Genomic DNA, 22398 nt, shown 5'->3' with positions numbered 1-22398 from the left:
GTCAGCTCCCCCAGACCGTCCGCGCGTAGTTCAGGAAGTTCAGGCCGAGGATCTTCTCGATCCGGGCCGAGGTGTAGCCGCGCCGCTCCAGCAGCCGCGCCAGCTCGCGGAACTGGTCGACGCCGCGCAGGTCGACGACGAACGGGTAGGTGTCGGCGCGTTCCCCCGCCGCCGACGCCCCGGCCGCCCGCCGCCGCGCCACCTGCTCGGCGAGCCGCTCCCGGTAGGCGTCCAGGTCGTCGATCGCGGTGATCGCGCCGTCGGTGCCGATGCCGACGTGGTCCTCGCCGCAGACGTCGACCGCGTGCGCGATGTGCGCCACCACGTCCTCGGCCGTGGCGTGGCCGGTGGCGTTGACGAACGGCATGAAGTAGATGCCGACGAAACCGCCCCGCGAGGCGACCAGTCGCAGCTCCTCATCGGTCTTGTTGCGGGGCAGGTCGACCAGGGCGCGGCAGCCCGTGTGGTTGATCGAGACCGGCTGCGCGGACACGCGCGCGGCCTCCAGGCACGTCCGCTCGCCGCTGTGCGAGAGGTCCACCATGAGGCGCTGCTCGTTGAGGGCCTCGACGACCTCGCGCCCGAGCGGTGTGAGGCCCCGGTTGCCGGGCGCCATCGAGCCGTCGCCGATCAGGTTCGCCTGGTTGTAGGTGAGCTGGACGATCCGCACGCCGAGGCCCGCGAACTCCGCGACCCGCTCGGGGCGGTCCTCGACGGCGGCGGCGTTCTGGAACCCGTAGATGATGCCGATCCTGCCCTGCCGCTTGGCCTCGGCGATGCCGGCGGCGGTCTCGACGCGCACCAGGTCGCGCGGGTGGGCGGCGATGATCGCGTCCCAGGTCGCGATCTCGTCCAGGGTGTGCCGGTAGGGCGGGAGGTCGCCGAGCGTGTAGCCCAGCGTCACGTTGATCGCGGTCACGCCGGAGGCGTGCGCGTCCGCGAGCGTCCGCTCGTCGATGGTCAGCTGGGCGCTGGTCGGGGCGAGCGCGGCGGACGCGGCCGCCGACGCGGGCGCGTTCGGGTTGTCCAGCTCGCCGAGCGCGTTGACGATGACGAGGTCGTCGAGGTCGACGCTCATCGGGTGCTCCCTTCTCCGGTGCCTGCGGTGTCGTAGTCGGCCCGCTCGTAGCGCCTGCCGCGCTTGACGGTGGTGACGATCCGGCGGAGGTTGTCGATGTCCTCGTGCGGGTCCGCCTCGACGATGAGGAGGTCGGCCTGCTTGCCGGGCTCGACGGTGCCGACCGCGTCCCGGAGCCCGATGGCGGCGGCACCGGTGGCGGTGGCCGCGCGGATCACCTCGTGCGGCGGCATCCCCATCGACCGGACGAGGAACCGGAGTTCGTCGTGGAGCGAAGGGAAGCGGCTGCCCGGGGACGTCTCGTAGTCGGTGCCGGTGCAGATCGCGACGCCCGCGTGCCGCGCCCGGTCGATCAGCCGCCGCAGCACCCGCGGGGCGAGTTCCGCCGCGCCGGGCGCGCTCGAAGGCATCCGGACCATGAGGCTCGCGGTCGCGTCGAGGATCGTCCCGCGGCGCCGCATCTCGCCGAAGAGCGGATCGAGGACGTCCACGGGCGCGTCGAGGAGGCGCCGGTAGGCGTCCGCGAGGTGGCCGCGCTGCCGTCGGTACGCGCCGGGCCGGTCGCCGGGAAGGTCGTGGACGAGCATGTGCGCATGCGACACCACGTCGACGCCCGCCGCGACGACCTCGCCGGGCAACGCCGGGAACACGGCCGCGTGCGCCCACACGAGCATCCCCTGGCGGTGCGCCTCGGCGGCGATCCGGGCGACCAGCGAGGCGTCGAGGTCGGCGTAGATCTTGATGGCGATCGCGCCCGTGCCGCGCGCCGCGGCGACGGCCAGCGGCAGGGCGGTGTCCTCGTCGACCGCCTGCATCCACGGCACGGCGCCGGCTTTCGCACCCTGGGTCACCTGATGGGTGCGGGGGTCGTCGAAGAACCCCGGGCCCGCCATCAGCGCGGCGCAGTGGACGTCCGGGCCGGGGATCTCGCCGACGAGCGCGGCGCGCGCGAGGTCGGCCATCTGCCGCAGGTCGCCGGCCATCTCGCGGATCGCGGTGACGCCGCCGTGGACCTGGCGCCGCATCATCGCCTCCGCCTGGACGCGGTTGGGCGGGGTCGACAGGTGCTGGTGGGCGTCGATCAGGCCGGGGAGCAGGAACATGCCGCGCATGTCGACCGTCTCGGCGCCGGGCGGGCCCGACGCGCCGAGGTCGGCGTCGGGGACGACCGCCTTGATCACCGGGCCGTCCGTCACCACGGCCATGCCGTGCCGGACCGGGCCGCCAGTCCCGTCGATCAGCGAGACGCCGCGGTAGGCGGTCACGCGGCCCGGCTCGGCGGCCGCGAACGGGGCGGGGGCCGGGTCGTTCTCCGCGACCGGGGGCTCGTCCTGGCCCGTGATGGCATCGGTGATGGCGTCCGTCATGGCGATCGCGCGGTCTCCGTTCTCGATCCCGGGCCGGGCTACAAGCAGCCCTTGACCAGGTACGTTACATACACCGTAACAATCGTTGCGCGGATGGCAACGTCTGTTAGAGTGCCCGAAGATCGGTGTTCCGTCCAGCGACCGTGGAGGGACGTTGTCCAGACCGGCCGGCTCCGCCGTCGACAAGGCCTTGGACCTCATCGAGTCCACCGTGCGGGCCGGCCGCCCGCTGCGCCTGAGCGAGCTGGCGGGCGAGACGGGCATGCACCGCGCCACCGCCTACCGCATCCTGGTGGACCTGGTGCGGCGCGGCTGGATCATGCGCAGCGAGGACCGCTACCTGCCGGGGCCGGTCGTGCTGCGGTTCTCCCAGGCCGCCGCCGGAGCCCCGCTGGCCGTGCTGGGCCGGCCGGTGCTCCAGTCGCTCTCGGACGGGACGGGGATGATGGCGAACCTCCAGGTGCTCGAACCCGAGGGCGGACGCGTGATCGACGCGGTCCGCCCGCCGCGGCTGGCGATGTTCACCGACCTGCTGGGCGAGCTGCTGCCGATCCACACCTTCGCCGGGCCCATGGCCCTCGTCTCCGCGCTCGACGAGGCCGCCCGGGTGCCGTACCTGCGCGCCGCCGAGCGGCAGGGGCATCCGCCGGACGGCCTGCTGGAGGACGTCGAGCGGACCCGCCGCACCGGCTTCGCGCTGCAGCGCGGGCGCAACGACGAGGTGATCGCGTCGCTGAGCCGCGCGGTCCTCGGCGGCAACGGCCGCCCGCTGTGCGCGATCACGGTCGTCGGCCTGGACGGCGAGTTCGACGACCCCGCGCTCGCCGGGCTCCAGGAGCACCTCGCCGCCGCCACTGCGGAACTGGAGCACGTGCTCGCCGGCCCGGACGCGGGAGCCGGCCGTGACTGACCTCGCGGACGGCGGCGTGCTCGTCCTCGACCGGGCGCGGACCAGGGAGGCCGCGCGGCCGGACGCGGTGGCGGAGGCGGTGCGCACCGCCCTCGTCGCGATCGGCGCCGGCGAGGTGTCGGCGCCGCCGCGCGTCGCGGCCCGCTCGGGGCACGGCCTGCTGGGCGCGATGCCGGGCCACGTCCCGGGGCTCGGGCTGTCGGCGAAGCTGGTGGCGGTCTTCCCCGGCGCGGCGGGCGGCCACGGCTCGCACCGCGGCATCGTCGCCCACTTCGACGCCGAGACCGGACGGCCGCTCGCCATCATGGACGCCGAGGCGGTCACCGCGGTCCGGACGGCCGCGGCCGCGACGGTCGCCATGCGCGCGCTCGCCCGGCCCGGCGCCTCCCGGATCGCCGTGATCGGCACCGGGACGCAGGCTCGCGCGCAGATCGAGTTCGTCACCCGGATGGACGGCGTGGAACTCGTGGTCGGCGCCCGCGACCCCGGCAAGGCCGAGCACCTGGTGGCGGACCTGCCCGGGGCGTCCGCCACCGGGGTCGAGGCGGCGGTCAGGTCGTCGGACGTCGTGTTCTGCTGCACCTCCAGCCGCGAACCGGTCCTGCGGCGCTCGTGGCTGCGCGACGGCGCCCACCTCAGCTCGGTCGGCGGCTCCGACGGCCCGGAGTTCGACGCCGAGACCCTCCGGGCGTCCTCGCTGTTCGTCGAGTGGGCCGGCGCCGTGACCGAACCGCCGCCGGCCGGCGCCTGGGAACTGCAGGGGGCCGACCCGGCGTCCGCCCGCCTCATCGGCGACGTCCTCGCCGGGCGCCGCCCCGGCCGGGGCACGGACGCGGAGCTGACGCTCTTCAAGTCGACCGGCCACGCCGCCCTCGACGTCGCGGCGGCCGCCGTGGTCCACCGCGCGGCCCGCGATCGCGGGCTGGGGATCAGCGTCGACCTCTAGCCGCCCGCCCCTACCGGCTCGGGGACATTCGGATGTGCGGCCGGCGGATAACAGTCGTCCCGTTTCCGGGCGTCCTCCTGCCCGGCCGACGCCGCACGGAAGGGCGGCATGCCGCCCTTCTCCCCCGCTTTCGGCGTGCGCCGGGACGCGATGTTCCTCGTTTTCGGAAGGCGCGGCTCGCCGGCCCGCGCCGCCCGCGGAAATGCGTTCGCCCGCCCCGGCGGGTTCGAGGCAGCATGAATGCCGCGGCGGCGTGGGAGGGGCGCGTGGTTCTGCCAGGAGCACGGAAGGGTTCTCAGGACGGCGCGGCTCCCCGCAGGCGGGCGGTGCTGCTGGCGTTGCGGTACTACGGCGCCGCCCTGCGCCGGCACTGGCGGGTCTCGGTCCCGGCGGTGACGTTCCCGGCCATCGGCAACACGTGCCTCTACTACCTGACACCGCTGGTGGTGGCCGCCCTGATCGGGCGCCTGGCCGGAAGCGGGGACGCCGGCGCCGGCGTGCTCCTGCCCTTCCTGCTCGGCTTCGCCGGCCTGATGCTGGCGGGCGAGGCGTTCTGGCGGGCGGGCCTGCACTGCATCAACCGGACGGAGGGCCGGGGGATCGAGTGGCTCGGCATCCTCGGCATGGACGAGCTGCTCGCCAAGGAGACCGCGTTCTTCCACGACAATTTCGCCGGCGCGCTCACCAAGCGGATCCTGAACTTCTCCAGCGGGTTCGAGAACTTCACCGACACGCTCGCCTTCTCGATCATGGCCAACGTGATCCCGCTGTCGTTCGCCTCGGTGGTCCTGTGGCGGTTCCACCCGCTGCTGGTCGTGGTGCTCGTCGGGATGATCGTCCTGACCGGCCTGCTCGTCGTCCCGCTCATCCGCCGCAGGCAGGCCCTGGTGGACGCGCGCGAGGCCGCCAAGGTGCGGGTGTCGGGGCACGTCGCCGACGTGGTGACCAACATGGAGACGGTCCGCGCGTTCGCCGCCGAGGACCGGGAGGCCGCGGAGTACCGGACCCGGGTGGTCGAGCAGCGCCGGCTGTCGCTGCTCTCCTGGGACTACGCCAACCTGCGCGTCGACATGATCGTCGCCCCGATGTCGATCCTGACGAGCGTCCTCGGCCTGCTGGCCGCGGTGGCGCTGCGCGGCGGGCTCGGGGTGGAGGCCGTCGTGGTGACGTTCACCTACTACACCAACGCCACCCGGATCATGTTCGAGTTCAACCAGGTCTACCGGCGGCTCGAGAGCACGCTCACCGAGGCCGCGCAGTTCACCGAGCTGCTCCTGGCGCCGCCGGCCGTCGTCGACCCGCCCGATCCGGAGCCGCCGGCCCCGGCCGACGCGTCGGTCCGCTTCGACCGGGTGCGCTTCGCGCACGGCGACGGCCCGCCCCTGTTCGACGGGCTGGACCTGGCGATCCCCGGGGGCGCCAAGATCGGGCTGGTGGGCCGGTCCGGCGGGGGAAAGACCACCCTCACCCGGCTGCTGCTGCGCCTCATGGACGTCGACGGCGGACGCATCCTGGTCGGCGGCCAGGACATCGCGCGGCTGCGCCAGACCGACCTGCGCGCCCTGATCGCGTACGTGCCGCAGGAGCCCGCGATGTTCCACCGGTCGGTGCGCGACAACATCGCCTTCGCCCGGCCTGGCGCCACCGAGGAGGAGATCCTGCGCGCCGCGCGGGCGGCGCACGTCACCGAGTTCACCGACGGCCTCCCGGACGGGCTCGGCACCCTGGTCGGCGAGCGCGGCGTCAAGCTCTCCGGCGGGCAGCGGCAGCGCCTCGCGCTCGCCCGCGCGATCCTGCGGGACGCCCCGATCCTGCTGCTGGACGAGGCCACCAGCGCCCTCGACTCCGAGAGCGAGATCCTCGTCCAGGAGGCGCTGTGGCACCTGATGCGCGACCGGACCGCGCTGGTCGTCGCGCACCGCCTGAGCACGGTCGTCCGCATGGACCGGCTGGTCGTCCTCGACCGGGGCCGCGTCCTCGAGCAGGGCTCGCACCGGGAGCTGCTCCAGGCCGACGGCGCGTACGCCCGGCTGTGGCACCACCAGTCCGGCGGCTTCCTCACCGAGGACGACGACACCGAGCCCGGGACCGACACCGAGACCGGGGCGCTCGACCGCCGTCCGGCCTGAGGCCCGTCCAGCACCCTCCACTGGGCCACGATAAGCGCCAGAATTGTTGACAATTTGGGCGACAGGTTTCAGGATCGGTGCTGACCGGCCCCGTCCAGGGGCGGGTTCTCGCTGTGATGGAGGATTCTGATGAGCACCGATGCCGCCAGTCCGCTGCTCGTGGTGAGCGCGCACGCCGGTGACTTCGTGTGGCGCGCCGCGGGGGCGATCGCGCTGGCCGCCGAGCGCGGCGACCGGGCGAAGGTCGTGTGCCTGAGCTACGGGGAGCGCGGCGAGTCGGCGAAGGCGTGGCGCGCGGGCAAGGGCCTGGAGGAGATCAAGGAGCTGCGGCGGGGCGAGGCGGAGGCCGCGGCGGCCGAGCTGGGCGCCGAGATCGAGTTCCTCGACGCCGGCGACTACCCGCTGCGCGAGACGCCCGAGCTGGTGGACCGCCTCGTCCGGGTGTACCGCGAGTTCGAGCCCGCGGTGGTGCTCACGCACACGCTGACCGACCCGTACAACGGCGACCACCCGGCGGCGGCGCGGATGGCGATGCAGGCGCGGGTGCTGGCGCAGGCCATCGGGTACGACGCGCCGGGCGAGCCGCTGGGGGCGCCGCCGGTCTTCTTCTTTGAGCCGCACCAGCCGGAGATGTGCGACTTCACGCCGGACATGCTGCTGGACATCACCCCGGTGTTCGAGCGCAAGCGCAAGGCGATGGAGTGCCTGCCCGCCCAGGTGCACATGTGGGAGTACTACACCGAGCTGGCGAAGCGGCGCGGCGTCCAGCTGAAGCGGAACGCGGGCCCGAACCTGGGGCTTGCGCACGAGACGATGGCCGAGGCGTACGTGCGCGTGTACCCGCAGACGACGGGGGTGCTCGCGTGAGGACGGTGGTCGTCACCGACCCGCCGCGCGCGGACGCCGGCGCGGTCGACGAGCTGGCCGGTTTCGGGGTCGCGACCGTCCACGAGGCGATGGGACGGGTCGGCTATCTCGGCCCCGGCATCCGCCCGGTGCACCTGGGGTCGCGGATCGCCGGCACGGCCGTGACCGTGCTGTCGTGGCCCGGCGACAACCTGATGATCCACGTCGCGGTCGAGCAGTGCCGCCCGGGCGACGTGCTCGTGGTGGCGACGACGTCGCCGTCCACCGACGGGATGTTCGGCGAGCTGTTCGCGACGGCGCTGCAGCACCGGGGCGTGCGCGGGCTCGTCACCGCCGCCGGGGTGCGGGACGTCGCCGACCTGCACGAGATGGGGTTCCCGGTGTGGTCGGCGGCGGTGAGCGCGCAGGGCACGGTGAAGGCCACGCCCGGCGCGGTCAACGTGCCGGTGACCATCGGCGGCCAGGTCATCCGCGCCGGCGACGCGATCCTCGCCGACGACGACGGCGTGGTGCACGTCCCGCGCGAGACCGTCGCGGACGCGGTGAAGGCGGCGCGCGCGCGGGAGGAGAAGGAGGCCGCGACACGAGCGGCCTTCCAGAAGGGCGAACTCGGCCTCGACCGCTACGGGCTGCGCGAGCGGCTGCCCGGCATGGGCATCGAGTACGTCCCCTACAGCGAGTACGGCGAGTCATGATCGGCGGCATCCGCTGCATGATGATGCGGGGCGGGACGTCCAAGGGCGCCTACTTCCTCGCCGACGACCTGCCCGCCGACCCCGCCGAGCGCGACGAGCTGCTGCTGCGCGTCATGGGCGCGCCCGACGCCCGGCAGATCGACGGGATCGGCGGCGCGCACCCGCTGACCAGCAAAGTCGCGGTGGTGTCCCCGTCCGGCCGGCCCGGCGTCGACGTCGAGTACCTGTTCCTGCAGCTCGGCGTCGAGGAGCCGACCGTCTCCGACCGGCAGAACTGCGGCAACCTGCTCGCCGGGATCGGCCCGTTCGCGGTCGAGCGCGGCCTCGTCGCGGCGGCGCCGGACCGCACGAGCGCCCGGATCAGGATGGTCAACTCCGACTCCATCGCGACCGCGACGTTCCCGACCCCGGACGGCGCCGTCGACTACGACGGTGGCACCGCGATCTCCGGGGTGCCGGGCACCGCCGCGCCCATCGTCCTGGACTTCGAGGACACCGCGGGCTCGGCCTGCGGCGCGCTGCTGCCGACCGGGAACGTCCGCGACGTCGTCGCCGGCATCGAGGTCACCCTGATCGACAACGGGATGCCGGTCGTGGTCGCCGCCGCGTCCGACCTCGGCGCCACCGGCCACGAGGACCCCGCCGCGCTCGCCGGGCTGCGGGACCGGATCCAGTCGCTGCGGCTGGCGGCCGGGAAGGCGATGGGCCTCGGCGACGTGTCGGGCGCGTCCGTCCCCAAGACCACGCTGGTCGCACCGCCCCGCGACGGCGGGACGATCTGCACCCGCACGTTCATCCCGCTGCGCGTCCACACCTCGATCGGCGTGCTCGGCGCCGTCACGGTGGCGACCGCGGTGCTGATGGACGGCGCGGTCGGCCACGACCTCGCCGTCCTCCCCGCCCCCGGCGTGCCGATGAGCATCGAGCACCCCACCGGCGCCCTGGACGTCGATGTCGAGCTCGACGGAACGACCGTGCGGCGGTCCAGCATCGTCCGCACCGCACGCAAGCTCTTCGACGGAACCGTCTTCCCCCGGAGGTCCCTTTGATCACGCATGAGATCGCGCATGTCGGCAGCGTCGAGCTGCTGACGCCCGTACCGGAGGAGAGCCTGCGGTTCTTCACCCGCGTCATGGGCATGACCGAGGTCGGCGCCGAGGGCGACTCGGTGTACCTGCGCACGTGGGACGACTACGAGCACCACACCGTCAAGCTCACCGCGCACAGCACGTCCGGGATCCGCCGGACCGCGCTGCGGACCTGGTCGCAGGAGGCCCTCGACCGGCGGGTGAAGGCGATCGAGGAGGCGGGGCTCGGCGTCAGCTGGCGCGACGGCGACCCCGGCGTCGGCCCGACGTACGTGTTCCGCGACCCCGACGGCCACGAGCTGGAGCTGTACTGGGAGAGCGAGTGGTACGAGGCGCCGCCGGAGCTGAAGCCGGCGCTGAAGAACCAGGCGCAGGCGTACCCGGCGCGGGGCGTGTGCGTCCGGCGGCTCGACCACGTCAACTTCCTGTCGGCGGAGGTCGAGCCGAGCACCGAGTTCCTGATCGACGTGCTGGGCGGCCGCACCACCGAGCAGATCCAGCTCGACAACGGCGACATCTCGGGACGCTGGCTGCACTTCACCAACAAGTCCTACGACATCGTCTACACCCGCGACTGGACGGGCGCGAACGGGCGCCTGCACCACATCGCGTTCGCGACCGACACCCGCGAGGACATCCTGCGGGCCGCCGACATCTTCCTCGACAACGGCGTCTTCATCGAGACGGGCCCGCACAAGCACGCGATCCAGCAGACGTTCTTCCTCTACGTCTACGAGCCGGGCGGCAACCGGATCGAGCTGTGCAACCCGTGCGCGCGGCTGGTGCTGGCGCCCGACTGGAAGCCGATCACCTGGACGGAGGCGGAGCGCGCCAAGGGCCAGGCGTGGGGCCTGAAGACGATCGAGTCGTTCCACACCCACGGCACCCCGCCCCTCTGACGCGTCGACTTGCGGCGTGTCGGCCTTAAAACCGGCCTCTTGAGGCCGACACGCCGCAAGTCAACGGAGGCGCCGGAGGAGGTCGCGGCTGGCGGCGGCCATCGTGGGCGGGACGTCCAGCTCGGTGAGCATGTCGGCCGCCGCGGCCATCTCGGCGGCACGGCGGACGGCGTGCTTGTGCGTCCCGCGGACGAGGCGGTCGACGGTCGGCTCCCCCGCCGCGGCGAGCTCCTCGACGATGTTGCCGCGCAGCCAGTCCTCGCAGCCGGCGGCGCGCGCCGCCTCCAGCGCCTCCACGACGGACGCGGCCAGGCCCTTGAAGAACACGCTGCGCAGCAGCTTGCGGGTCGCGGCGGCGCCCGCCTCGGCGTCCATCACCTCGACGGCCGCGCCGAGCCCGGTGAGGATCGCCGCGGCGTCCGCCGCCGCGTCCCCGCTGGCCAGCATGGGCGTGTACAGGCCGCGGCCCGGCACCGGCGCCATGATCGCGATGTCGGCGAACCGCACGCCGCCCTCCCGCGCGATCGCGGCGAGCCGGCGCTTCAGCCCGGGGGACGCGGTGTTCAGCTCGGCCCAGACGGCGCCGCCCGCGCCCGGGATCCCGGCGCGCAGCGCCGCCTCGGCGTCGTGCGCGCTGTTGACGCTCAGCACCAGGTCGGCGCCCGCGGCGGCGTCGGCCTCGCCGGCCGCCGCGACCGTCCCGTCCGGGGCGGCGACGGCGGGGTCGTAGGCCCGGACGGCCGCGCCGGCGGCGACCAGGTCGCGCGCGATCGCGCCGCCGGCCTCGCCCAGTCCGAGCACGGCCACGACCGGCGTGCGCCCGGTAGCCTGCGTCATTCGAGCCTCCTCGAGCACGGTGACACGACCGCCCCGGCCGCTAGACTGGGGCGCGACAAAATTGGCGACAATATCTTCGCACGGGTTCCACGGGAGGGACAGTGCCGACAGCCGACGCCCGGGACACCGGCGCCCCGGTGGTGACCGGGATCCGGGAGGCGATCCTCTCCGGCGAGTTCGTCCCCAACCAGCGGCTGGTCGAGGCCGACCTCGCCGAACGGTTCGCCGCGAGCCGGGCGGCGGTCCGCGCCGCGCTGCTGGAGCTGGCCAACGAGGGGCTGATCGAGCGCGTGCAGAACCGCGGCGCCCGGGTCCGCGCGGTCTCCCTGGAGGAGGCCATCGAGATCAGCGAGCTGCGCATGGTGATCGAGGGGCTGTGCGCCGCGAAGGCCGCCGAGCGGATCACCGAGGACGGCGTCCGGCTGCTCACCGAGATCGGCGACGGCATGCGCGCCGCCGTCGCGTCCGGCGACGTGTTCGGCTACTCCCGGCTGAACGAGCGGCTGCACCACGAGATCCGCGAGATCAGCGGGCAGCGCACCGCCGCCGGCGTGCTGGAGCGGCTGCGCGCGCAGAGCGTCCGGCACCAGTTCAAGCTGGCGATGCACCCCGGCCGCCCGGCGGTGTCGCTGCCCGAGCACCTGGCGATCATCGAGGCGGTCTGCGCCCGCGACGCCGCGGCCGCCGAGCGGGCCGCCCGCGAGCACCTGCGCAGCGTCATCCGCACCCTGCCGGAGACCGACCGCACCCGCCCGCACGGCGGCGGCCTGCCCCGCTGACGCGCCGCGGCTCAGCGCTGACGCGCCGGCCCTCAGCTCACCGGGGCCATGAGGTGTTCCAGGGCCGCGACCGCGTGCGCTCGGTGCACGTCCAGGACGCGGACGGCCTCCTCGGCGTCGCCGGCGCGCAGTGCGGCGACGGCCGCGCGGTGCTCGCCGATGACGCGTTCCCGGTTGACGCCCTCGCCGTAATAGATGGAGCGGTAGGCGTCGGTGGAGTCCCACAGCGTGCGGATGAGCCGGACGAGGCGCGGCATGCCGGCGTACTCGTACAGCGCCATGTGGAACGCCCGGTTCGCCGCCGCCATCGCGAGCACGTCCCCGGCCTGGGCGGCGCGCTCCACCTCGTCCTCGGCGCGGTCGAGGACGTCCAGGTCGGCGGCCGTCATCAGGGCGGCGGCGCGGCGGACGGCCTCGTCCTCCAGCAGCGCGCGGATCCGGTACACCTCGCGCAGGTCGCCGAGGGACAGCTCCTCGACGTGGTAGCCGCGGTGCGCGTGGTAGGTGACCAGGCCCTCGCCCTGCAGCGTCTTGAGCGCCTCGCGCAGCGGGACGCGGCTGACGCCGAACTCCTCGGCCACCACGTCCTGCCGGATCGGCGCGCCCGGGCGCAGCCGGCCGCTGGTGATGGCGCGGCGCAGCTCGTCCAGGACGAACTGCTGGGCCGTGGGCGGCCTCGTGCGCTGGGTCGTCATCGGCCCACCCTCCCACGCCGGGGGTCACTGGATCACGGATATTGGATCCAATACTAGACTCCGGGCCATGACGACCTCTCCGCGGCACCGGACCGTCCACCCCACCGCCCTGTTCGCCATCGACGGGCTCCTCACCGACGAGGAGCGCGAGATCCGCGCCACCGTCCGCAAGCTCTGTGACAAGGAGCTGCGCCCCCACCTGCCCGAATGGTTCGACAAGGGCGGCATCCCGGCGCGCGAGCTGGCCAGGCAGTTCGGCTCCATCGGCGTGCTGGGCATGCACCTGGAGGGCTACGGCTGCGCCGGGATGGGCGCCGTCTCCTACGGCCTGGCCTGCCTGGAGCTGGAGGCCGCCGACTCGGGGCTGCGCAGCCTGGTGTCCGTGCAGGGGTCCCTCGCGATGTTCGCGATCTGGAAGCACGGCAGCGAGGAGCAGAAGCAGCAGTGGCTGCCCGCGATGGCGCGCGGCGAGGCGATCGGCTGCTTCGGCCTTACCGAGCCCGACTTCGGCTCCGACCCGGCCGGGATGCGCACCCGGGCCCGCCGCGACGGCTCCGACTGGGTGCTGTCCGGCACCAAGATGTGGATCACCAACGGGTCGGTCGCCGACGTCGCGGTCGTGTGGGCGCGCACCGACGACGGCATCCGCGGCTTCCTCGTCCCCGCCGGCACCCCCGGCTTCCAGGCCCGCGACATCGAGCGCAAGCTGTCGCTGCGCGCCAGCGTGACCAGCGAGCTGGTGCTGGACGAGGTGCGGCTGCCCGCGGACGCGATGCTGCCGGAGGCGCGCGGCCTGTCCGGGCCGCTGAGCTGCCTGAACGAGGCGCGCTTCGGGATCGTGTTCGGCGCGATCGGCGCCGCCCTGGACTGCCTGGAGACGACCATCGACTACGTCGGCGAGCGGCGGGTGTTCGACCGCCCCCTCGCCTCGTACCAGCTCACCCAGCAGAAGCTCGCCGACATGGCACTGGAGGCGGGCAAGGGGCTGCTGCTGGCGATCCACCTCGGCCGCCTGAAGGAGGCCGGGACGATCACCCCCGAGCAGGTGAGCGTCGGCAAGCTCAACAACGTCCGCGAGGCCATCGACATCGCCCGCACGTGCCGGACGCTGCTCGGCGCCAACGGCATCACGCTGGAGTACCCGGTGATCCGGCACGCGGCGAACCTGGAGTCGGTGCTCACCTACGAGGGCACCTCCGAGGTGCACTCGCTGGTCATCGGCCGCGCCCTCACCGGCGAGTCCGCGTTCCAGTGACCCGGCGGGCGGGCGTCAGTGGGCGGCCTGCGCCCAGTCGGCGCCCGTGCCGATCGCCACGTCCAGGCCGACGCTGAGCGGGTAGGCGGCCGTCATCCCGTCGCGGACGAGGTCGCGGACGGCGTCGTGCTCGCCCGGCGCGACCTCCAGGACGATCTCGTCGTGGACCTGCAGCAGCAGCCGGCTGCGCGCCCCGGCGGCGGCGAGCGCCGCGTCCACCCGCAGCATCGCGATCTTGACGATGTCGGCGGCGGAGCCCTGCACCGGGGCGTTCAGCGCCATCCGCTCGGCCGTCTCGCGCCGCTGCCTGTTGTCGCTGGTCAGGTGCGGCAGGTAGCGGCGGCGGCCGAGGAGCGTGCGGGTGTAGCCGGTGACGCGTGCCTCCGCGACGACCTCCTCCAGGTAGTCGCGGACGCCGCCGAGCCGCGCGAAGTAGGCGTCCATCAGCGGGCGCGCCTCCGCCATCGGGATGCCGAGCTGCTTGGCGAGCCCGAACGCCGAGAGCCCGTAGGCCAGCCCGTAGGACATCGCCTTGATCTTGCGGCGCATGTCCGGGGTCACCGCCTCCGGAGCGACCTGGAAGACCCGCGCCGCCATCGTGCTGTGTAGGTCCTCGCCGGACGCGAACGCCGCGACCAGCGTCGGGTCCTGCGACAGATGCGCCATGACGCGCAGTTCGAGCTGGCCGTAGTCGGCGGTCAGCAGCGCGTCGAAGCCCTCGCCGGGCCGGAACGCGCGGCGGATCCGCCGGCCCTCCTCGGTGCGGACGGGGATGACCTGCAGGTTCGGCTCGGTGGAGGTGAGCCGGCCGGTCGCCGCGACGGTCTGCTGGAACGTGGTGTGGACGCGGCCGTCCGCGCCGACCTCCCGGACGAGCCCGGCGACCGTCGCGCGCAGCCGGGCCTGGTCGCGGTGGCGCAGCAGGATCTGCGGGAGACCGTTGTCGGTCTGCGTCGCCAGCCAGGTCAGCGCGTCCAGGTCGGTGGAGTACCCCGACTTGATCTTCTTCGTCCTCGGCAGTCCCAGCTCGCCGAACAGCACCTCCTGGAGCTGCTTGGTGGAGCCGGGGTTGAAGCGGCGGCCGGCGATCTCGGCGGCGTCGTCGGCGGCGCGCTCCATCCCGTCGGCGAAATGCCGTTCCAGCTCGTGCAGGGCTTCGGCGTCCACGGCGACGCCGGTGCGCTCGGCGCGGGCGAGCAGGCCGGACAGCGGCAGCTCGACGTCGCGGAGCAGCTCGTCCATCCCGGTGGACGCCAGGTCGGGGGCGAGCTTCTCGGCCAGGTCGAGGACGGCGACGGCCTGCAGCATCAGCCCGTCCGGGCCCTCTTCGGGCGGGCGGCGGCCGAGGTGGCGGGCGGCGACGTCGGCGACCCCGTACGCGGCGAGGCCGGGCAGCAGCAGGTAGGCGGCCATCGCGGTGTCGATGGCGGCACCGCCGAGCCGCCACCCGTGCTCCGGCAGGACCCGCAGGAGCGCCTTGGCGTCGTGGACGGCCTTGGGACGCTCCGGGTCGGCGAGCCATCGCGCGAACGCGGCCTCGTCTCCGGCGGTCAGCGCGGACGGCTCGAACGCGGCGGCGAACCCGTCGGCGGTGGCCAGCGCGATCAGCCCGATGCCACCGGACCCGCGCGCCCAGGTGCAGTCGACGGCGAGGCCGACCAGGCCGGTCACCCTGGCCGCGAGCCACGGCGCCAGCTCGTCCGGACCGAGCTGATGGCCGTGCAGCACCGGCCCGGTGGGCTCCTCGGGACGGCCGCCGCCCGGGTCGGCGGCGAACAGGCGCTGCCGCAGGCTCGCGTTGCGGAACTCCAGGTCGTCCAGGAGCGAGGTGAACGCGGCGATGTCGTAGGGCCGGCGCCGCAGGTCGCCGACGTCCACGGGAAGGCCGACGTCGCGGACCAGCTCGGTGAGCCGCCGGTTCAGCCGGACCGTGTCGAGCGCGGCGCGCAGCCGCTCCCCCGCCTTGCCCTTCACCTCGTCCGCCCGCTCCAGCAGCGCGGCCAGCGACCCGTACTCGCGGATCCACTTCGCCGCGGTCTTCTCTCCGATGCCGGGAATGCTCGGCAGGTTGTCGGACGGGTCGCCGCGCAGCGCCGCGAAGTCGGGGTACTGCGCGGGCGTCAGGCCGTACTTCGCCTCGACCGCCTCCGGCGTGTACCGGATCATCTCCGACGCCGTCCGGTAGAAGTACAGGACGGTGACGTCGCCGGAGACGAGCTGGAGCGCGTCACGGTCGCCGGTGACGACCAGGACGTCGAGGCCGTCCGCGACGGCCCTGGTGGCGAGCGTCGCGATGACGTCGTCGGCCTCGTAGCCGGGCGCCCGCAGCACGGGGACGTTCATCGCGCCGAGCAGGTCGTCGAGGATCCCGAGCTGGCTCCCGAACTCCTCGGGCGAGCGCGACCGCGTCGCCTTGTACTCGGGGAACGCCTCGGTGCGGAACGTGCGGCGCGAGACGTCGAACGCGACCGCGAGGTGCGTCGGGCGCTCGTCGCGCAGCGCGTTGGCCAGCATGTTCGCGAACCCGTAGACGGCGTTGGTGGGCTGGCCCGCCGTCGTGCTGAAGTTCTCGACCGGCAGGGCGTAGAACGCGCGGTAGGCCAGCGAGTGGCCGTCCAGGAGCAGCAGGCGCGGCCGGTCGGTCATGGCCCCCATCCTCGCAGCCGCGCGCGCCGGGGCGCCGCCGCCGGGCCGTCCCGCGAAAGCGGAGGGACCTTCCGCGAAGGTCTTGCGGCGACCGCCGGAGGCGCGGAATGATCATGTCTGCACGGTTCAGCGCCCCCCGTCACGATTCACCCGAGCGCCCGCAGGAGGCGTAGGACGTGAACGCCGAATCCGAGTCCACAGGGCTCCGGCTGCTGAGCGCCGCGAGCACCCGGATGGCCGGCGTCCTGGACATGGAGCGGGTCGCGCGGCACCTGGTCGCGGTCGCCCTCGGCGGGTTCGCCGACGGCGCCGGGGTGTACGTCGCCGAGCAGCTCATCGCCGGCGACGAGCTGCCGCGCCCGCCCGGCGTCCGGGCGGTGGAGGCGCGCCGGATCGCGGTCGGCGCGGCCGGCGCCGACCTCGAGCCGCTGTTCCCCGCCGGGGAGATGGTGGTGTTCCCGGCCGGCACCGCCTGCGCCGCGTGCCTCACCGACGGGACGCCGCAGCGGTTCTCCGAGCTGGAAGGGCACGTCGTCCTGGAGCCGCGGGTGCCGCCGCCGCGGCCCGCCCGCGAGCTGCTGGCCGGCATGTGCGACTTCCTGCTCGTCCCGCTGCGGGCCGCCGGGACCGTCCTCGGGTTCGTGGTGTTCGCGCGCGGGCCGGTGTCCGGGCCGTTCACCACCGCCGACGCCGCCCTCGCCGAGGAGCTCGCCGCGCTGACCGCCCGCTGCCTGGACGGCGCGCGCCGCTACCAGCGCGAGCACGCCGCGGCGCGGGCGCTGCAGACGGGGCTGCTGCCGCTGCCGCCGGGCGCGGTCCCGGGCGTGCAGGTGGCGCACCGGTCGGTGCCCGCCGGGCAGGCCAACCTCGTCGGCGGCGACTGGTGCGACATCATCCCGCTGCCGTCCGGCCGGATCGCGCTCGTCATCGGCGACGCGATGGGGCACGGGTCGGCCGCCGCCGCGGCCATGGTGCAGCTGCGCGCCGCCGCGCGCACCCTCGCGATGCTCGGCAAGGACCCGGCGCAGATCCTCACCTGGCTGGACCGCATCGCGCCGGGGATCGGGCCCGTCCAGTTCGCGACGTGCGCGTGCGCCGTGCTGGACACCGAGTCCGGCACCGCCGAGATATGCCGCGCCGGGCATCCCCCGCCGGTCCTGCTGGACCCAGGCGGCGGCTGCGCCGTCCTCGACCTGCCGCCGGGCCTGCCGCTCGGCCTGGACGGCGCCGACTACGAGAACACCCGGGTGGCCGTCCCCGGCGGGTCCACCCTCGTGCTCTACACCGACGGGCTGATCGAGACCCGCGCCCGCGACCTGGAGGCCGGCATCGAAGCGCTGCGGGCCGCGCTCGCGGGCGGCGCGGACCGGCTGGAGGACGCCTGCGCCGGCGTCGTCGACAAGCTCGTCGTCCCGCCGAACCACGACGACGTCACCGTGATGCTCGTCCGCACCGGCACCTGACCGGCGCGGGCGCGCCGAACGCACAACGAGAGGGGACCCGTTGAACGACCGGGACTGGGCGACCGGCATCGACCCGAGCCGGGCGAGCGTCGCGCGCGTCTACGACTACCTGCTGGGCGGCGCGCACAACTTCTCCGCCGACCGCGACATCGCCCGGACGCTGGAGGCGATCGAGCCGCAGGCCCGCGCGATCGCGGCGGCGAACCGGGCGTTCCTGGTGCGGGCGGTGCGGTTCCTCGCCGCCGAGGCCGGCGTCCGGCAGTTCCTCGACATCGGCTCGGGCATCCCCACGCAGGGCAACGTGCACGAGATCGTCCGCGGGACGGCCCCGGAAGCTCGGGTCGTCTACGTCGACCGCGACCCGGTGGCGGTCGCGCACAGCACCGCGCTGCTGGACGGGGACCCGAACGCCGCGGTGGTCCAGGCGGACCTGACCCGCCCCGCGGACATCCTCGGCCACCCGACCGTCCGGAAGATGATCGACTTCGATGAGCCGGTGGGGCTGCTGCTGGTCGCCGTCCTGCACTTCATCACCGACGAGCAGGACCCGGGCGGCGTGCTGGCCGAGCTGACCGCGCCGCTGGCGCCCGGCAGCCATCTGGCCGTCAGCCACGGCACGCACAAGCAGGAGACCGGCGAGGCCGTCACGAAGGTGTACCGGCAGGCGGTCGCCCAGGGCGAGCCGACGCTGCGCACCGCCGAGGAGATCGGCGCCTTCTTCACGGGTTTCGACCTGCTCGATCCCGGTCTCGTGCACGGCCCGCTGTGGCGCCCCGACCCGCCCGGCGACGTGCCGGACGACCCGTCCCGCTTCTGGTTCCTGGTCGGCGTCGGCCGCAAGCCCTGACCCCTGCCTTCGTCGAGTTGCGGCGTGTCGGCCTCAAAACCGCGGTTTTGGGGCCGACACGCCGCAGGTCAACGCGGGGTCAGCGGGTGAGGTAGGAGCCGAGGCGGGCCGGCGGGACCTTCTTCGCGAGCGCGTGCTTGCGCGCGAGCGCGTTGCCGTTGACGGTGAGGGTGCTGTTCGCGAACAGCTCGGTGACCGCCGCGGTGGCGTCGATCATCTGGTCGAAGCCCTGCAGGTTCACGTTGTCGTAGCGGTCGCACACCGAGTGGTAGCAGGGGTCGTAGGCGACGCCGGCGGTGCCGCCGTACACCTTCGCCTGCTCCGGGGTCTTGATCTTCTCGGCGCCGGTGAAGATGCCGCCGGCCGGGATGCCCGCGGTGATGAAGGCGTTGTAGTCGGAGCGGCCGTCGAACGCGGTCGGGTCGGTGGCGAGGTGCCGGCCGGAGAAGTGGTCGTTGAACGCCTTCTCGATCGCGCCGGTCCCGGCCGGGGTGTCGACGTTGTTGCCGCCCTCGCTGTTGTCGCCGTCGTAGACGAACCGGACGTAGTTCGGCGAGGCGAGCATGTCGAAGTCGAGCATCAGCGCGACCTTGTCGCGCTCGGCCTGCGGCAGGTTGTCGACGTAGTACTGGGAGCCGAGCAGGCCCTCCTCCTCGGCACCCCAGAAGGCGAACCGCACCTGGTTGCGGACCTTCTTGCCGAGCTTGTGGATCTGCTTGGCCATCTCCAGCAGCGTCGCGGTGCCGGAGCCGTCGTCGTTGATGCCGGGCCCCGCGGTGACGCTGTCGTTGTGCGCGCCGACGACCACGACGTTGTCGGGACGGCCGCGGCCGGTGTCGGCGATGACGTTGGCGGCCTGCCGCTTCTCGGCGGTGGTGTCGGTCTTGACGTGCAGCGTCACGCCGCCGTTCTGCGCCTGCTTCACCAGGTCGGTGCCGACCGCGTTGGTCGGGCCGACGACCGGGATCGAGTACGGGGTGGTGAGGGTGCCCGACACCGGTCCGGGTTCGCCGGGCAGCTGGTAGATGACGACGGCGCTCGCGCCGGCGGCGATGGCGTTGTCGGCCTTGACGGAGAAGAAGCAGCCGCCGCGCTGGATCAGCGCGACGTTCCCCTTGGTGAAGCCGGTGAAGTCCCCGGCCTCGCAGCCGCTGCCGGTTCCGGTCGCCCCCGGGTCGACGGGCGTCGCGGCGGCGGTGACGTCGCCGCTCCCCGAGTACTGCAGCGTCGCGAAGTCGGTCTCGGGGGTGTAGGTCTTCGGCGCCGGCGCGGTCTCGGCGAACGTGGCGGGCGTGTTCTCCTGCCAGTAGTCGAAGGAGAAGTTCTGGACGGTCGGGTGGTAGCCGTACCGCTTCAGCTGGTCGGCGATGTACTTGATGGTGATCTTGTTGCCGTCCAGGCCGGCGGCCCGGTTGCCGCCGTTGGCGTCCGCGATCTTCTGCAGGTCGAGCTGGTGCGCGCGGACGGCCTTGAGCGTCACGAGTTCGGCCAGCCGGGACCGGTCCGGTCCGGCGGCCTGGGCGTCGGTCGCGGCCAGTGTGGCGGCGGCGAGCGAGAGCCCCAGGAGGGAGGCGAGCGCGGCTCTGCGCATGACCGTGTCTCCGTTTGCGTGGGGGACAAATTCCACGAAGCGTGACATGTGGGCTTACCCCCAACAAGATCTAGAGTTGCCAATCCTCGGCGGTAGCCGGAAGCGGCCAGCACCTCCCACCGGAACCCCATGGCGCCCCGAATCCGAGGTCACACTGCGTACGCACCCGATAAATAACAATTGATACCCCTGGTCAGCGATAAATCCGACTCAGTATGCTGCGGGCCTTTGCAGCTCGGCGACGGAACGAGCTCCGCGACGCACACACACAGGGAGTGATCCGGTGACGGGACCCGACGAGGCGCCCGCGACGCCGCGGCGTCCGCGCATCCGGACCGGCCGGGCGCGCACCCGCAGCATCAGGCGCCGGATCGCGCTGCTGCTGGCCGTCCCGCTGGCCTCGCTGCTGCTCCTGTGGCTCGTCCCGACCGGCGTCACGCTGTCGAACGCGCTCGAGCGGTACGACTTCGCGACGGTGTACGACAAGATCGGGGTGCCGGCCACCACCGTCATCGAGGCGATGCAGCAGGAGCGCACCGCGGCCGTCGCGTCGCTGACCCGCCAGAAGCCCGCGAACGCGACGCGGTTCAAGGAGCAGGCCGCGCTCACCGACGCCAAGGTCGCCGCGTTCCGCAAGTCCGCGTTCTCCTCGGCCGCCACCGGCGCGATGGACGACTCCGTCGAGCGGCGCGTCCGCCTGCTCAGCGGCGCGTTCGACGGGCTGGAGACGCTGCGCGCACAGATCAGCATCGACGGGACCACCCCGCTCGGCGCGATCGGCGGCTACAGCAAGATCATCGACGGCACGATCCGGGTGCTCACCACGCTGGTCAGCGTCAACGCCGTCCCGGTGTACCAGCAGACCAACGCGCTGCTGGACAACTACTGGGCGCGCGAGTTCATGCTGCGCGAGGCCGACCTGGTGTCGGGGCTGCGGCGCGGCACACTCGGCTCCGACGAGCGGACCGCGTTCGCCGGCTGGGCGAGCACCCGCGCCCAGTTCTTCGAGCTCGGCCGCGCCGCCGGGAACGGCCCGATCTCCAAGATCATGGAGGACCTGGCGAACTCCTCGCAGTACACCGCCTACACCGCGCTGGAGAACGCGGTGGTGGACAACGGGTTCGCCCCGTCCCAGCGCGAGTGGCGCGGCACGATCTCGGCGCTGTCCCCGGTCTGGCTGCAGGCCGCCGCCAAGGCCGGCGACCAGGTGAGCAACAAGGACGTCAAGCCCGCCGGCCGCCGCATCATGCTCGCCTTCTACCTGATCGGCGGGCTCGGGCTGCTGGCCGTCGCGGCGTCGGTGGTGCTGTCGCTGCTGTTCGCCCGGCGCATCACCGAGGAGCTGCGGCACCTGCAGCGGACCGCGCAGGAGCTGGCGCACGAGCGGCTGCCGCGGGTGGTGGCGCGGCTGCGGCGCGGCGACAAGGTCGACGTGGAGGCCGAGGTGCCGCCGCCGGTGATCGGCGGCACCCGCGAGATCGCGCTGGTCGGCGAGGCGTTCGGCGCCGTCCAGCGGACCGCGGTGAGTACCGCGGTCGGCGAGGCCGACCTGCGCGCGAGCATCAACCGGGTGTTCGTGAACCTGTCGTGGCGCAGCCAGTCGCTGCTGCACCGCCAGCTCCGGCTGCTGGACCAGATGGAGCGCCGCGCCGCCAGCCCCGAGGAACTGGACGACCTGTTCCGGCTCGACCACCTCACCACCCGCATGCGCAGGCACGCCGAGGGCCTGGTCATCCTGTCCGGCTCGCCGACCGTCCGCGCCTGGGACCACCCCGTGTCCGCCGAGGACGTCATCCGCGCCGCGATCGCCGAGGTCGAGGACTACACCCGGGTCGAGGTGACCGGCGCGTCCGCGGCGGCGGTGACCGGCACCGTCGTCGCCGACGTCATCCACCTGCTCGCCGAGCTGATCGAGAACGCCGCGTCGTTCTCCCCGCCGACCACCGAGGTCACCGTCAAGCTCGACACGGTCGCCAACGGGCTGGCCGTCGAGATCGTCGACCGCGGCGTCGGGCTCGACCCCGACGAGCGCGACGAGCTGAACCGGCGGCTGTCCAGCACCGTGGAGTTCGACCTCGTCGACACCGAGCGGCTCGGGCTGTTCGTCGTCGCGCGGCTCGCCGACCGGCACGGCATCAGCGTCTCGCTGCAGCCGTCCCCGTACGGCGGGACGACCGCGATCGTGCTGGTCCCGCACTCGCTGGTGGTGCTGGACGAGGCGCACGAGCTGCTGGGCGGCGCCGCGCCGCCGCTGGTCGCGCACCCGGTCGGCTCCGCGCCGGCGGCGCCGCGCGGGCTGGCCCGCC

At 73.6% G+C, this 22398-nt stretch carries 18 protein-coding genes; 12 read left to right on the top strand and 6 right to left on the bottom strand.

From position 1 onward, the window contains the following. Position 1: 1 nt before the first annotated feature. Together J4709_RS48860 and J4709_RS48855 are read right to left on the bottom strand one after the other, a co-directional pair. Positions 2-1078, bottom strand: coding sequence for a dipeptidase (locus tag J4709_RS48860; protein ID WP_208252349.1), 1077 nt, complete (start codon positions 1076-1078; stop codon positions 2-4). Further along, complete coding sequence (locus J4709_RS48855; protein ID WP_208252348.1) at positions 1075-2445, bottom strand: amidohydrolase family protein; 1371 nt, start codon at positions 2443-2445, stop codon at positions 1075-1077. Before J4709_RS48855 ends, J4709_RS48860 begins: the two co-directional genes overlap by 4 nt. Positions 2446-2599: 154 nt before the next feature. Here J4709_RS48855 and J4709_RS48850 point away from each other — a divergent pair, with 154 nt between their 5' ends. The 7 genes from J4709_RS48850 (at position 2600) to J4709_RS48820 (ending at position 9979) form a co-directional block, all read left to right on the top strand. Beyond that, entirely contained in the window at positions 2600-3355 is a 756-nt protein-coding gene (locus J4709_RS48850; RefSeq protein ID WP_208252347.1) for an IclR family transcriptional regulator, read from the top strand. Next, positions 3348-4301: an ornithine cyclodeaminase family protein gene (locus J4709_RS48845; RefSeq protein ID WP_208252346.1), complete on the top strand. Its 954-nt coding sequence runs from the start codon at positions 3348-3350 to the stop codon at positions 4299-4301. The genes J4709_RS48850 and J4709_RS48845 overlap by 8 nt, the downstream gene beginning before the upstream one ends. A gap of 266 nt (positions 4302-4567) precedes the next feature. After that, positions 4568-6430, top strand: coding sequence for an ABC transporter ATP-binding protein (locus tag J4709_RS48840; protein ID WP_307802136.1), 1863 nt, complete (start codon positions 4568-4570; stop codon positions 6428-6430). Between the two features lie 129 nt (positions 6431-6559). After that, on the top strand, positions 6560-7297 hold the full coding sequence (locus J4709_RS48835; protein WP_208252345.1) for a PIG-L deacetylase family protein: 738 nt from the start codon (positions 6560-6562) through the stop codon (positions 7295-7297). Further along, positions 7294-7992, top strand: a complete 699-nt coding sequence (locus J4709_RS48830; protein ID WP_208252344.1) for a 4-carboxy-4-hydroxy-2-oxoadipate aldolase/oxaloacetate decarboxylase — start codon at positions 7294-7296, stop codon at positions 7990-7992. The genes J4709_RS48835 and J4709_RS48830 overlap by 4 nt, the downstream gene beginning before the upstream one ends. Beyond that, positions 7989-9041: a 4-oxalomesaconate tautomerase gene (locus tag J4709_RS48825; RefSeq protein ID WP_232385227.1), complete on the top strand. Its 1053-nt coding sequence runs from the start codon at positions 7989-7991 to the stop codon at positions 9039-9041. Before J4709_RS48830 ends, J4709_RS48825 begins: the two co-directional genes overlap by 4 nt. Then, a complete protein-coding gene (locus tag J4709_RS48820; protein ID WP_208252343.1) occupies positions 9038-9979 on the top strand; it encodes a catechol 2,3-dioxygenase in 942 nt (313 codons plus the stop codon). Before J4709_RS48825 ends, J4709_RS48820 begins: the two co-directional genes overlap by 4 nt. A 60-nt stretch (positions 9980-10039) precedes the next feature. Here J4709_RS48820 and J4709_RS48815 read toward each other — a convergent pair whose 3' ends face one another. Continuing rightward, complete coding sequence (locus J4709_RS48815; RefSeq protein ID WP_208252342.1) at positions 10040-10816, bottom strand: NAD(P)-dependent oxidoreductase; 777 nt, start codon at positions 10814-10816, stop codon at positions 10040-10042. Positions 10817-10917: 101 nt separating this feature from the next. Between J4709_RS48815 and J4709_RS56055 the strand changes: the two genes are divergently transcribed. Continuing rightward, on the top strand, positions 10918-11595 hold the full coding sequence (locus J4709_RS56055; RefSeq protein WP_307802135.1) for a GntR family transcriptional regulator: 678 nt from the start codon (positions 10918-10920) through the stop codon (positions 11593-11595). A gap of 32 nt (positions 11596-11627) precedes the next feature. Here the strand turns inward: J4709_RS56055 and J4709_RS48805 are convergent, their stop codons facing one another. Then, complete coding sequence (locus J4709_RS48805) at positions 11628-12290, bottom strand: GntR family transcriptional regulator (RefSeq protein WP_208252341.1); 663 nt, start codon at positions 12288-12290, stop codon at positions 11628-11630. A gap of 67 nt (positions 12291-12357) precedes the next feature. On the opposite strand from J4709_RS48805, the gene J4709_RS48800 reads away from it, so the two are divergent. Next, on the top strand, positions 12358-13545 hold the full coding sequence (locus J4709_RS48800) for an acyl-CoA dehydrogenase family protein (protein WP_208252340.1): 1188 nt from the start codon (positions 12358-12360) through the stop codon (positions 13543-13545). Positions 13546-13560: 15 nt separating this feature from the next. Here J4709_RS48800 and polA read toward each other — a convergent pair whose 3' ends face one another. After that, positions 13561-16191: a DNA polymerase I gene (polA, locus tag J4709_RS48795; protein WP_208252339.1), complete on the bottom strand. Its 2631-nt coding sequence runs from the start codon at positions 16189-16191 to the stop codon at positions 13561-13563. A 176-nt stretch (positions 16192-16367) separates the two neighbouring features. Here polA and J4709_RS48790 point away from each other — a divergent pair, with 176 nt between their 5' ends. Both J4709_RS48790 and J4709_RS48785 read left to right on the top strand, forming a co-directional pair. Then, positions 16368-17654, top strand: coding sequence for a PP2C family protein-serine/threonine phosphatase (locus J4709_RS48790; RefSeq protein ID WP_208252338.1), 1287 nt, complete (start codon positions 16368-16370; stop codon positions 17652-17654). Between the two features lie 40 nt (positions 17655-17694). Beyond that, complete coding sequence (locus tag J4709_RS48785) at positions 17695-18501, top strand: SAM-dependent methyltransferase (RefSeq protein ID WP_232385226.1); 807 nt, start codon at positions 17695-17697, stop codon at positions 18499-18501. Between the two features lie 79 nt (positions 18502-18580). Here J4709_RS48785 and J4709_RS48780 read toward each other — a convergent pair whose 3' ends face one another. Then, on the bottom strand, positions 18581-20092 hold the full coding sequence (locus tag J4709_RS48780; RefSeq protein WP_208252337.1) for a M20/M25/M40 family metallo-hydrolase: 1512 nt from the start codon (positions 20090-20092) through the stop codon (positions 18581-18583). A gap of 283 nt (positions 20093-20375) precedes the next feature. Between J4709_RS48780 and J4709_RS48775 the strand changes: the two genes are divergently transcribed. After that, a partial coding sequence (locus tag J4709_RS48775) for a sensor histidine kinase (RefSeq protein WP_208252336.1) occupies positions 20376-22398 on the top strand: 2023 nt, incomplete at its 3' end.

Origin of the sequence: Actinomadura violacea, from assembly GCF_017573465.1 — a bacterium.
Classification (GTDB): domain Bacteria; phylum Actinomycetota; class Actinomycetes; order Streptosporangiales; family Streptosporangiaceae; genus Spirillospora; species Spirillospora violacea.
The sequence above is the reverse complement of the archived record's forward strand: the minus strand, read 5'-3'. Positions and strand labels throughout refer to the sequence as shown.